The following is a 12,064-nucleotide window of genomic DNA, read 5'->3' on the forward strand; positions in this document are numbered from 1 at the left end:
AACTCCGGCTGGTTCATCGAAGGGCTGGTGTCGCAGACGCTCGTGGTGCACCTGCTGCGCACGCAGAAGATACCGTTCCTGCAAAGCACGGCCGCGCTGCCGGTGCTGCTGTCCACCGCGGTGGCGATCGGGATCGGCTGCTGGCTGCCGTTCTCTCCGTTCGCCGAGGCGCTCGGTTTCATCCATCTGCCGGGCAGCTACTGGTTCTGGCTGATCGCGACCATGGTCGGCTACATCGCGCTCGCGCAGATCGTGAAGACGGTCTACGTGAAGCGTTACCGGCAGTGGTTCTGATGGGTTCGCGCATGTCCGCTCTGGAACGACTGAACGACTTCATGATCGGCGGCGGGGAGTATTCGACGAGGCCTCGCGTCGACGGCGGCGCGAGCCATTTGCGGTGCGGCGCGCGAACGATGCCTCCACGGGACGCCGCCGTCGATCGAACGGATCACGCTTGTGCGTCCGGCGGAGCCGGGCCGACGACATGCACCAGAACGTACCGCCGCGCCGGAGCGTGACGTATCGCCGGCGCTGCGCCGATCTTCGCCACGACATGCCACGCATCGAGGACCGGCCGGCGAGCCGGCCGGTCACCCTGGCCCGCGTTCCCGGCGACACGGGTGCGATCTCCCGGGGCCGCTCCGCGCCTAACCCGAATCCCTGCTGTCATTTGCAGCGAACCTCGCATAACGGTAGCTGAACTTCTTCTGTCAAATGTCCAACGCGCGATAGATTCGGCGGTGCGTGTCTGTCGATAATGGTCTCCGATATCTGATCCAGACCGAGCCATCGACGTGTTGAATTCTCTCGCCATCCGCGTGTCCCGCATGCGCCGCCTCCCCGCCGGGCGGCGAACGGGGTGTTGTCACCGCTGTCGCTGAGCCGTCCGCGCTCGCTCGCCGGCGCCTTCGCGCCGGATCTTTCCCGAATCGTGCCGTTTTCACCCTGTGCGCCGCGCCGGCGCGCCGACCTGTCTCGCCTGCCACTTACCTGAGGAGCCGCATCATGACGAACCTGAGTCTCGCCGCATCCAACGCGCTCGACATCCATCCGGTCACCGGCCGCATCGGCGCGGAAATCCGCGGCGTGCGCCTGTCCGGGCAACTCGAGCCGGCCACGCTCGACGCGATCCGCGCCGCGCTGCTGAAACACAAGGTGATTTTCTTCCGCGGCCAGACGCACCTGGAGGACGCCGAGCAGGAAGCGTTCGCGAAGCGTCTCGGCGACCCGGTCGCGCACCCGACGGTGCCGGTCGTCGACGGCACGACGTACCTGCTCGAACTCGACTCGCATCGCGGCGGCCGCGCGAACTCCTGGCACACCGACGTGACCTTCGTCGACGCCTATCCGCAGGCGTCGATCCTGCGCGGCGTGACGATTCCCGCGGTCGGCGGCGACACGGTCTGGGCGAACACCGCAACCGCGTACGACGATCTGCCGCCGCCGCTGCAGGCGCTGGCCGAGCGGCTGTGGGCCGTGCACAGCAACGAATACGACTACGCGGCCCATGCGCGGGTCGGGGAGCCGGGGCGCGACGCCGAGGCGCTCAAGCGCTATCGCGAGGTGTTCGTGTCGACCCGCTACGAAACCGAACACCCGGTCGTGCGCGTGCATCCTGAGACCGGCGAGAAGACGCTGATCCTCGGTCATTTCCTCAAGCATTTCGTGGGCGTGACGCCCAGCGGCTCCGCGCACCTGTTCGAACTGCTGCAAGGCTATGTGACGCGCCTCGAGAACATCGTGCGCTGGCGCTGGCAGGAGGGCGACGTGGCGATCTGGGACAACCGCGCGACCCAGCACTACGCGGTCAACGACTACGGCGACGCGCATCGCGTGGTGCGCCGCGTGACGCTGGCGGGCGACGTGCCGGTGAGCGTCGACGGCCGCCGCAGCGCGACCCGGCTGCGCGAGGCGAATCCGCGCGCGGCCGTCGAGACGAAAGCGGCGTAAGCGGCGTAAGCGGCGCGAACTCCGGCGCCCATTTCCCACGAACGAGGACACCATGAAGCTACTTTCACACTGGCTCAAGCCGCTCGCGCTGCTGGCGCTCGCCTGGACGTTCGCCGCGTCCGGCGCGGCCGCCGCGCAGACCGTCATCCGTATCGCCGTGCCGGACGTCAGCGCGGGGCCGAAGCCCGCGGGCGGCGGCATCGTCGATGTCCTCTACGTGAACAAGCTGCTGGAAAAGGCGTTCGCGAATCAAGGCGTCGAGGTGCGCTGGACGCACTTCAAGGGAGCGGGGCCGGCGATCAACGAGGCATTCGCGAATCGTCAGGTCGATCTGGCGTTTCTCGGCGATCTGGCCGCCGTGATCGGCCGCGCGAACGGGCTCGATACGCGTCTGGTCGTGGCGCTGGCGCGTGACGTCAACGGCTTCCTGGCGGTGACGCCGGGCTCCGGCGTCACCGACCTGCGCACGCTGAAGGGCAAGCAGGTCGGCGTGTTTCGCGGCACCGCGCTGCAGCTGTCGTTCGATAGCGTGCTGCAGTCCGAGGGGTTGAGCGAGCGCGACTTCCGCGTCGTCAATCTCGACCCGAACGCCGCCGCCGCCGCGCTCGCGGCGCGCCGGATCGATGCGGCGTGGGGATCGGCGGGCGTATTCGTGCTGCGCGACAAGGGGCTCGTGGACGTGCCGGTCAGTACCCGGGGGCGGCGCGGCGTCGGCACGTTGAAGGCTGGACTCGTCGCGTCGGCGGCGTTCCTGAGCGCGCATCCGGACCTGGCGGGCACGGTCGTGAAGACCGTGGTGCAAGCGTCGCAATGGCTGTCGGACAAACGCAACCTGGACGCCTACATCGCGCTCGAGCAGCAACAGGCGAACCTGCCGCCGACCGTCTGGCGCAACGAGCTGGCCGCCAACGATCCGGCGGTGGTGTTCTCGCCGCTGCTGGACCGCTACTACGTCGACGCGTTCAAGCGCGACGTGCAGACCGCCAAGGAGCAGGGGCTGATTCGCCGCACCTTCGACGTCGACCAGTGGATCGACCGCCGCTACCTCGACCAGGCGCTGCGCGAGCTGGACCTGGGCAGCCGCTGGCAGGCCTACCAGTCGTTCGGACAGACCGACAAGGCGCTTTGACGGATCATCGATGACACGCAACACACGACAACTCAAATCGACCTTGATGGCGGCCGCGTGGCTGCCGATGATGGGGGCGTGGGCGCAGGAAGCGGCCACGGTGCAGCACGGTGCGGCGGCGGCCGCCTCCGCTTCGGCCGCTTCGGCCGCATCCCGGCCGGCCGCCGGCGCGGCGGCGCCCGCCTCCGCTTCGGCCGCTTCGGCCGCATCCCGGCCGGCCGCCGGCGCGGCGGCGCCCGCCGCGTTGAAGGACGTGGTGGTCACCGCGCGCCGCCGCAAGGAAAATGCGCAGCAGGTGCCCGCGCCGATCTCGACCGTGAGCGGCGACGATCTGGACCTGCAGCGCAACTACCGCGTGCAGGATCTGCAGACCGTGCTGCCGAGCACGAACGTCGCGTTCATTCACGCGCGGCAGTCGAGCATCTCGATTCGCGGGCTCGGCAACAATCCGGCGAACGACGGCCTGGAGGGCAGCGCGGGCGTCTATCTCGACAACGTGTACCTGGGCCGTCCCGGGATGGCGGTGTTCGACGCGTTCGACATCGACCAGATCGAACTGCTGCGCGGGCCGCAGGGCACGCTGTTCGGCAAGAACAGCACGGCCGGCATCATCAACATCACGACCCGCAAGCCGACTTTCCGGACCGAGGCGTCGCTCGAACAGTCGATCGGCCAGCGCGGCTACGTGCAGAGCAAGGCGGTGCTGTCGGGGCCGGTGTCGGACACGCTCGCGGGGCGCCTCGTGCTCTACCGCACGCACGACGACGGCGACGTGAAGAATCTCTACACCGGGTCGCAGCTGAACGGCGGCACGCGGGAGGGCGCGCGCGGCGAACTGCTGTTCAAGCCGTCGGGCGACCTGAACGTGCGGGTGATCGCCGACTATCACCGCGAGGATTCGAGCTACGGCACCACGGTGCTGTACGGACTGGGGCCGACGATCAACGGCTACAACCAGTTTCTGAGCCGCGCGGCGTCGGTCGGCGCGTCGCCCGTCACGAATCCCGCGCTGTACCAGGTCAATCTCGATTCGCGGCAACACGTCAGCGTGCACCAGGGCGGCGTGTCCGCCGAGGTGAACTACACGCTGCCGAGCGGCTATACGCTCACGTCGATCAGCGCGGCGCGCTTCTGGAATTTCGAGCCGGCGAACGACGACAACCTCAACAAGCCCGTGATCTACAACACGGGCGTGTCGGTCAACGATCACCAGATCACCCAGGAATTCCGGCTCGCGTCGCCGACGGGCGGCCCCGTCGATTACGTGGTGGGCGCGTACTACTTCCACCAGCGCCTGAGCAACAACACGTTCACGCTGTACGGCCCGTACGCCGACGCGGTGATCCTCGGCAAGAACCTCGGCGCGCTGAACGACGCGGTATCGACCGCGCCCGCGACGATGACGACCGACAGCGTCGCACTGTTCGCGCAAGGGACGTGGCATCTGAATACGCGCACGGACCTGACGGCGGGCATCCGCGGCACCTACGAGGCGAAGTCGGCGAGCGTCACGCGCAACGCGCCGCTGGCGGGCGCGGCGCCGTCGGCGGCGGCGCTCGCGACCCGCAACGGCGTGATCGGCGCCTACGCATCGGGCGACCTGAACCTGTACAACGTCAGCCCGTCCGCGCTGCTCAACCTGGGCTACAAGCTCGCGCCGAACGTGCTCGGCTACGTGACGCTGTCGCACGGCGAGAAGTCGGGCGGCGTGAACCTGTCGGTGTCGTCCGCGCCGACGCAGGGCGCGCAATCGCTGGTGGTCGGCCCCGAGCGCGCGAACAACGCGGAGATCGGCATCAAGAGCGAATTCCTCGAACGCCGCCTGATGGTCAACGCGAACCTGTTCTGGACCCAGGTCAGCGGCTATCAGGCGACGAGCCTCGTCACGACGCCGACGGGCGTGGTGTCGGTGCTGTCGAACGCCGCCGACGTACGCAGCCGCGGCGCGGAACTCGATCTGCGCGCGATGCCGATCCGCAATCTGGTGCTCGGACTCAACGCGTCCTACATCGACGCCACCTATTCGTCGTACAGCAACGCGCCGTGCCCGGCGGAAGTCTCGATCCCGAATCCGAAGGCGACCTGCAGCCTGACCGGCCGGCCGGTCGCCGGCGCGCCGCGCTGGATCGTGAACCTGAACGCGCAGTACCAGTTCCGCATCCGGCACGACATCGACCAGTACCTCGCCGCGCAGTATTCGCTGCGCTCGAATCAATACGGCACGCTCGACGATTCGAGCTACGGGCGGTTGCCGGGCTACGGCGTCGTCAACCTCACGACCGGCTGGCGGCTCGCCACCGGCCGGCATCAATGGGATCTGTCGCTGTGGGTGCGCAACCTGCTCGACAAGCGCTATTACCTCGCGTCGTTCGCGACCTACAACGGCGCGTACACGGCGTCCGTGGGCGACGAGCGGATGTTCGGCGCGACGCTGCGCTACGACTTCTGAACGCGACCGACTCAAGGAGCCCGACGATGAGACCGAGCCGTTCCGCTTCCCCCGCGTGGCCGCAATGGCGCGCATCGCCGGCGCGGCGCGGCGCCGGACGTTTCTCCGCGCAGACGCTGCGCCGCGCGGCGGGCCGCCGCGCGCGCTCGGGCAGCTGGCGCGAATGCGCCGCGTGGGTGCTGCCGGTGCTGCTGACCGCGCTGTGGTGGCATGCGGCGCATCGGCAATGGATGTCGCCGCAGATCCTGCCGACCCCCGAGCAGGTGTGGGCGACGGCGCGCGAACTGGCCGGCGACACCCTGTTCGGTCAGCTCGCGATCAGCCTGAAACGTCTTGCGAGCGGGCTCGCGGCGGGCATCGCGGGCGGCGCGCTGCTCGGCGCATGGATGGGGCGCTCGCGCACCGTCGACGCGGTCGTCGCGCCGCTGTTCTATGCGTTCGCGCAGATCCCGACGCTCGCGTGGCTGCCGCTGCTGATGGTGGTGCTCGGGATCGGCGAGGCGCTCAAGGTCGTGCTGATCTTCAAGGCGGTGCTGGTGCCGGTCGCGATCCACACCCAGCTCGGCGTGCGCGGCGTGCCGCCCCGGCTGCGCGAGATCGCGGCGGTGTCGCGGCTGTCGCGCCGGGCGACGCTGAGCCGGCTGGTGATTCCGGCCGCGCTGCCGCCGTTCATGACCGGGCTGCGGATCGCGCTCGCGCAGGGCTGGCTGACGCTGATCGCGGTGGAGCTGCTCGCGTCGTCCGAGGGCATCGGCTACCTGATGGTGTGGGGGCGGCAGATGTTCCAGCTCGATATCGTGTTCGTCTGCATCGCGGTGATCGGCGCGACGGGTTTCGCGATGGACTACGGCATCCAGCGTCTCGACGACCGGATCGTGCGCTGGCCGCGCGCGGCGCTCGCGGAGCATGCGCGGGCGGCTCCGCTCGGCGGCCTGCGCCGCTTGAGCGGCATCTGGCTGCCCTTGGCGCTGCTGGCGCTGTGGACGGCCGCCGCGCAACTGCACTGGATCGATCCGCGCATTCTGCCCGCGCCGCAAGCCGTGGTCGCAAGCGCTTTCCGGGATCTCGCGAGCGGCGCGCTGCCGGTGCCGCTCGCGCATACGCTGCTGCGCGCGTTCGAAGGACTCGCGCTCGGCGCGGCGGCGGGCGCGCTGCTGGGCCTCGCGCTCGGCCTGAGCGTGCCGCTGCGCCGGGTGGCCGGCCCGACGCTGGCCGCGTTGCGGCAGGTGGCGATCTTCGCGTGGATCCCGCTGCTGACCGCCTGGGCCGGCATCGACGATCTGTCGAAAGTGATCTTCGTCGCGCTGGCCGCGTTTTTTCCGATGCTGGTCGCGGCGGCGCGGGCGGTCGAGAACCTGTCGCCGCAACTGGCCGAGGTCGCGCGCACGCTGCGCCTGTCGGGCCGCCAGCGGCTGCGGGTGCTGGTGCTGCCCGCGATCGCGCCGGGCCTGTTCGCCGGACTGCGGCTCGCGCTGGTCTACGCGTGGCTCGGGGCGATCGGCGCGGAGTACTTCATGCCGTCGGGCATCGGCATCGGCAGTTTCATGCTCGACGCGCAGCAGCTGTTCCGGATGGACCGGCTGTTGAGCGCGGCCGTGATCGTCGGCGTGCTGGGCGCCGGGTTCGGCTGGCTCGGCAGCCGGCTCGAAGCCGCCGCGACCCGCTGGCGCGGCCCGCGCTGAGCCCGGTTTCCTCTCGTTATCGTTCGTCGAACCCAGGAGCATCATGACATCCCAAGCTTCGCGCCGCACGCCGGCCTCGCGTCCCAACTTCCTCGTGATCGTCGCGGACGATCTCGGGTTTTCCGATCTCGGCGCGTTCGGCGGCGAGATCGCGACGCCGAACCTCGACGCGCTCGCGCATGCGGGCGTGCGCTTCACCGATTTTCATACCGCGTCGGCCTGCTCGCCGACCCGCTCGATGCTGCTCACCGGCACCGATCATCACGTGGCCGGGATCGGCACGATGGCCGAGGCGCTGTCGCCGGAATTGCAGGGCAAGCCGGGCTACGAGGGCTACCTGAACGACCGTGTCGTCGCGCTGCCCGAGCTGCTGCGCGACGCCGGGTATTTCACGACGATGGCGGGCAAGTGGCATCTCGGCCTGACCCTCGATCGCGCGCCGGCCGCGCGCGGCTTCGAGTGCTCGTTCGCGCTGCTGCCGGGCGCGGCCAATCATTACGGCTTCGAGCCGGTGTCGCGGGACGCGGAACAGCCGCGCCTGATGCGCTCGACGCGTTCGCTGTACGTCGAGGATGCGCAGTTCGTCGAGACGCTGCCGGACGATTTCTATTCGTCCGACGCATTCGCGGACAAGCTGCTGCAATACCTCGGCGAGCGCCCGGACGACGGCCGGCCGTTCTTCGCGTACCTGCCGTTTTCCGCGCCGCACTGGCCGCTGCAGGCGCCCGAGGACGTCGTGGAGACGTATCGCGGCCGCTACGCGGACGGCCCGGACGCGCTGCGCGACGCGCGGCTCGCGAAGCAGCGCGAGCTGGGATTGCTGGACGAAGGCGTCGACGCGCACCCCGTCGTCGCGCGCAACGCCGAGTGGGCGCAGCTGACGCCCGACGAACGCGCGTTCTCCGCGCGCACGATGGAGGTCTACGCGGGGATGGTCGAGCGACTCGACTGGAACGTCGGGCGGGTGATCGACTACCTGAAGGCGAGCGGCGAGATCGACAACACGTTCGTGCTGTTCCTGTCCGACAACGGCGCGGAAGGCGCGCTGCTGGAAGCGCTGCCGGTGTTCGGACCGAACCTGCAGCAATTCCTGCGCGACTACTACGACAACCGTCTCGAGAACGTCGGGCGCGGCAATTCGTATGTCTGGTACGGGCCGCGCTGGGCGCAGGCGGCAACCGCGCCGTCGCGGCTCTACAAGGCGTTCACGACCGAAGGCGGGATTCGCGTGGTCGCGTTCGCGCACTATCCGCCGTTCGCGCGCCGCGCGATCAGCGCGGCATTCTCGACCGTGATGGACGTCGTGCCGACCGTGCTCGAACTGGCGGGCGTGTCGCATCCGGGTACGACCTACCGGGGCCGGACGGTTGCCGCGCCGAAGGGCGCGTCGCTGGTGCCGCACCTGCGCGGGGACGCGCCGGCCGTGCACGACGCGCAGCACGTGACGGGCTGGGAGCTGTTCGGCATGCGCGCGGTGCGCCAGGGCGACTGGAAGGCGGTCTTCATTCCGCAGCCGGTCGGCCCGGGGGAATGGCAGCTGTACGACCTTGCCCGCGATCCGGGAGAGACGCGCGATCTCGCGGCCGCCGAGCCGGCCCGTCTCGATGCGTTGCTGGCGCACTGGGCGCAGTACGTGGCCGACAACGGCGTTCAGGACGGCGCCGTTCGCGTGTTCGCGCCGGATCCGCAGGATGCGTAACGCAACGCGCCGATTCCCTCGACCGAAGCGGAGGATCTCGTGACGATTCCAGTGCCACTCGCGGTTCCCGCCGGCAGCGTTCCGGCGGTATCGTTCGGACGGCCCGCGCGCGGGCGGGCGCGGCGATCTCGATCGCGCTGCATGGCGCGGCGCTGGCTGCGCTGTGGCTCGCGTGGACGCAGCCGAGCGCGCCGCCGCCGCGCGAGCGCACGATCGAACTGACGCTCGCGCCGCCGCCCGAACCGGTGCGCACGCTGGTGGCGCCGCCGGCCGTCGCGGCGCCGTCCGCGCCGCGCCCGCCCGCCGAGGCGCCCAGGCGGATCGCGCCGGCCGCCGCGCGTGCGCCCGCGCCGGTGACGACGTCCGCGCAAGCGGCACCGGCGCCTGCCGCGCCGGCGCCGCCCGCCGACACCGCGCCCGCCGCGCCGGCTGCCCAGGCCGCGCCTTCCGCGCCGGCCGAGGCGCGGCCCGCGCCCCGCACCGTCGGGATGGCCGCCATCCCGAGCGATTACGTGACGAAGGTATTCGACCGGATCAACCGCTACGCGGCCGACAGCTATCCGCGCGCCGCCCGGCTGCGCCGCGAGGAGGGCCGCATCGCCTACCGGCTGACGCTCGATCCGGACGGGCGCGTGCAACGCGTCGACATCACGTCCTCCGGCAACGACGACCTCGACGCCGCCGCGCGCGACGCGATCCGGGCCGCCGCGCCGTTTCCGAAACCGCCCGATCTCGGCGCGAGCGCCTATCAGCTCGCCGGCACGATCGTCTATCAATTGACCGACTGACCCACGCTTACTTTTCAGGAGAACCGCGATGCATCCCGTCAACGTTGCCGCTCAACTCTCGCCGCTGGCGCTGTTCGCGCAGGCGGACCTGCTCGTCAAGACCATCATGGTGCTGCTCGCGCTGGCCTCGGTGGCCAGCTGGGGCGTGATCGCCGACAAGCTGCTGCGGTTTCGCGCGCTGGAGCGGCGCGCGGCCCGCTGGCTGGCCGAGCTGCACGCGCAGCACTCGCTGGCGTCGCTCGCGCAGGCGCTCGACGCCGTCCCGAACGACCCGTTCGCCCGCGTCTATCGCGCCGTCGCCGCCGAATGGCGCGAGACCTGGCGGCAGGGGCTCGAACACGGCGCATCCGGCCGCGACAGCCTGAAGGAGCGGATCGCGCGGGTCGGCGCGATCGCGCGCGGCGTCGAGATCGAACATCTGCAGCGAGGGCTGCCGGTGCTCGCGACCGTGGGTTCCGTCGCGCCGTTCGTCGGCTTGTTCGGCACGGTGTGGGGGATCATCAACGCGTTCCAGGGGATCGCCGCCACCAACAACACGAGCCTGGCGGTCGTCGCGCCGGGCATCGCGGAAGCGCTGTTCGCGACCGCGCTCGGGCTGGTCGCCGCGATTCCGGCGGTGGTCGCGTACAACCGCGCGTCGGGCGACCTGAACGCGTATGCGAACCGGCTCGACACGCTGACGGGGCTGGTCGAGGTGCGTCTGTCGCGGCAGCTGGAGGCGGGCGATCCGGTGATCGATGCGCAGCCGGTCGAGCTTGCCCGCGGCGCGGCGACGGGTGTCGCCGCCGCGTTGTCGCCGGTGCCGGGCGCCGCCGCGTCCGCGGCTTCCAGACTTCACCCGCCGCCGGGCGGCCTGCCGGGCGGCGTGCGCGCCGCGACGGGAGGGGCGTGAGATGGCCGCGCGCATTCCGTCATCGCCGTCCGTGCGCGGCGCGGCACCCGTCAGCGAGATCAACGTGACGCCGCTCGTCGACGTGATGCTGGTGCTGCTGATCGTGTTCATGGTGGCCGCGCCGCTGATGGCGCAGGGCGTGAAAGTCGACCTGCCGCAGGCGAAGGCGCCCGCGCTGAACGAGGACAAGCCGCCGATCGCGGTCAGCTTCGACCGCGCGGGCAAGGTGTTCGTCGGCAAGACCGAGGTGCCGGCCGCGCAGCTCGTGTCCGCGCTCGCGCGCGAGGCCGCGGGCGATCCGGCGCGCCGCATCGAGATTCGCGGCGACAAGGGCTTGCCGTACGGCCGCGTGATCGAGGCGATGAGCGAGATCAACGCGGCCGGCTACACGAAGATCGCGCTGGTGTCCGAGCCGGCCGGCGTGCGCTGATCGAAGAAGTCTGGAATCCTCACAAGGAGCGGCGATGCATGCAGCGAATCCCGCCGTCGCGTTTCGCGGCGTCGGCAAGACGTTTGAAGTGGGCGGGCGCCCTTACGAGGCGATTCGCGGGTTTTCGCTCGACATCGCCGACGGCGAGTTCGTCGCGATCGTCGGCGCGAGCGGCTGCGGAAAATCGACGCTGCTGCGGCTGCTGGTCGGGCTCGATACGGCATTCGACGGCGAGATTCGCGTCGACGGCGCGCCGATCGACGGGATCGGCGCGGAGCGCGGCATCGTGTTCCAGGAGCACCGGCTGTTTCCGTGGCTGACGGTCGCGCGCAATATCGGGCTGGGCGTCGCCGCGCAGCGGGTCGACCGTGCCGAGGCCGCGCGGCGCGTGAACGATGCAATCCGGCTGGTCGGCCTGGAAGGATTCGAGGACGCGCTGCCGCACCAGTTGTCGGGCGGCATGGCGCAGCGCGTCGCGATCGCGCGCGGGCTGGTCGCGAGCCCGCGGATCCTGATGCTCGACGAACCGTTCGGCGCGCTCGATGCGCTGACGCGCCAGCAGATGCAGAACGAGCTGCTGCGCATTCGCGAGCGAGAGCGGATCACGACGCTGCTCGTCACGCACGATGTCGAGGAAGCCGTGTTTCTCGCCGACCGGATCGTCGTCATGCAGGCTCGGCCCGGCCGGATCGGGCAGGTGGTCGACGTGGCGCTGACGAGGCCGCGCGAACGGCTCAGCTACGATTTCCACCGGATACGCGAAACGCTGACGGCCGCGTTGTTGAACGAGCCGGTCGACGCGGGCCGCGCTCCGGGGCCGGTGCGGACGCTCGAACTGAGCGCGTTCGCATGGTAGACACGGCGGCGAGCGCGCCGCGCCGATGTTCGCAAGCACGCGATGCCGGCCGCTGCGCGTCGCGCTCCCGCCTGCTGCGCCGATGCGCTTTCGACGGGCTCGACGCCCATCGCGCGGTCGACGCTCTGTCGAACGTGGCCGGCTGGCCGACCGACCGCTCGGCACGCGCTTCGACGTCGACGGCGAGCC

General features: G+C 70.4%; 10 protein-coding genes. All 10 read left to right on the forward strand.

Translation table 11 applies throughout. From position 1 onward, the window contains the following. Nucleotides 1-294: cation transporting ATPase C-terminal domain-containing protein (locus RZR99_RS13105; RefSeq protein WP_323120201.1), on the forward strand; the 294-nt coding region annotated here is incomplete at its 5' end. Nucleotides 295-1,005: 711 nt separating this feature from the next. Further along, on the forward strand, nucleotides 1,006-1,950 hold the full coding sequence (locus RZR99_RS13110; protein ID WP_323120202.1) for a TauD/TfdA dioxygenase family protein: 945 nt from the start codon (nucleotides 1,006-1,008) through the stop codon (nucleotides 1,948-1,950). A 52-nt stretch (nucleotides 1,951-2,002) separates the two neighbouring features. After that, complete coding sequence (locus RZR99_RS13115) at nucleotides 2,003-3,079, forward strand: ABC transporter substrate-binding protein (RefSeq protein ID WP_323120203.1); 1,077 nt, start codon at nucleotides 2,003-2,005, stop codon at nucleotides 3,077-3,079. A 10-nt stretch (nucleotides 3,080-3,089) separates the two neighbouring features. Continuing rightward, nucleotides 3,090-5,528: a TonB-dependent receptor gene (locus tag RZR99_RS13120; RefSeq protein ID WP_323120204.1), complete on the forward strand. Its 2,439-nt coding sequence runs from the start codon at nucleotides 3,090-3,092 to the stop codon at nucleotides 5,526-5,528. Between the two features lie 26 nt (nucleotides 5,529-5,554). Further along, complete coding sequence (locus RZR99_RS13125; protein WP_323120205.1) at nucleotides 5,555-7,210, forward strand: ABC transporter permease; 1,656 nt, start codon at nucleotides 5,555-5,557, stop codon at nucleotides 7,208-7,210. 43 nt (nucleotides 7,211-7,253) lie between these two features. Then, entirely contained in the window at nucleotides 7,254-8,909 is a 1,656-nt protein-coding gene (locus tag RZR99_RS13130; RefSeq protein WP_323120206.1) for an arylsulfatase, read from the forward strand. A gap of 245 nt (nucleotides 8,910-9,154) precedes the next feature. Further along, complete coding sequence (locus RZR99_RS13135; RefSeq protein WP_323120207.1) at nucleotides 9,155-9,697, forward strand: TonB family protein; 543 nt, start codon at nucleotides 9,155-9,157, stop codon at nucleotides 9,695-9,697. A 28-nt stretch (nucleotides 9,698-9,725) separates the two neighbouring features. Then, on the forward strand, nucleotides 9,726-10,589 hold the full coding sequence (locus RZR99_RS13140) for a MotA/TolQ/ExbB proton channel family protein (RefSeq protein WP_323120208.1): 864 nt from the start codon (nucleotides 9,726-9,728) through the stop codon (nucleotides 10,587-10,589). Between the two features lies 1 nt (nucleotide 10,590). Then, nucleotides 10,591-11,019: an ExbD/TolR family protein gene (locus RZR99_RS13145; protein WP_323120209.1), complete on the forward strand. Its 429-nt coding sequence runs from the start codon at nucleotides 10,591-10,593 to the stop codon at nucleotides 11,017-11,019. A 34-nt stretch (nucleotides 11,020-11,053) separates the two neighbouring features. Continuing rightward, nucleotides 11,054-11,875 (forward strand): ABC transporter ATP-binding protein, encoded by an 822-nt coding sequence (locus RZR99_RS13150; protein ID WP_323120210.1) that lies wholly within the window; start codon nucleotides 11,054-11,056, stop codon nucleotides 11,873-11,875. Nucleotides 11,876-12,064 lie beyond the last annotated feature (189 nt).

Origin of the sequence: Burkholderia alba (assembly GCF_034721475.1) — a bacterium.
Lineage (GTDB): Bacteria > Pseudomonadota > Gammaproteobacteria > Burkholderiales > Burkholderiaceae > Burkholderia > Burkholderia alba.

Excerpts from the sequence above, each read along its gene's own strand:
- RZR99_RS13150 (WP_323120210.1), top strand. The coding sequence starts at position 11,054 with ATGCATGCAGCGAATCCCGCCGTCGCGTTTCGCGGCGTCGGCAAGACG.
- RZR99_RS13140 (WP_323120208.1), top strand. The coding sequence starts at position 9,726 with ATGCATCCCGTCAACGTTGCCGCTCAACTCTCGCCGCTGGCGCTGTTC.
- RZR99_RS13110 (WP_323120202.1), top strand. The coding sequence starts at position 1,006 with ATGACGAACCTGAGTCTCGCCGCATCCAACGCGCTCGACATCCATCCG.
- RZR99_RS13130 (WP_323120206.1), top strand. The coding sequence starts at position 7,254 with ATGACATCCCAAGCTTCGCGCCGCACGCCGGCCTCGCGTCCCAACTTC.
- RZR99_RS13125 (WP_323120205.1), top strand. The coding sequence starts at position 5,555 with ATGAGACCGAGCCGTTCCGCTTCCCCCGCGTGGCCGCAATGGCGCGCA.
- RZR99_RS13145 (WP_323120209.1), top strand. The coding sequence starts at position 10,591 with ATGGCCGCGCGCATTCCGTCATCGCCGTCCGTGCGCGGCGCGGCACCC.
- RZR99_RS13120 (WP_323120204.1), top strand. The coding sequence starts at position 3,090 with ATGACACGCAACACACGACAACTCAAATCGACCTTGATGGCGGCCGCG.
- RZR99_RS13115 (WP_323120203.1), top strand. The coding sequence starts at position 2,003 with ATGAAGCTACTTTCACACTGGCTCAAGCCGCTCGCGCTGCTGGCGCTC.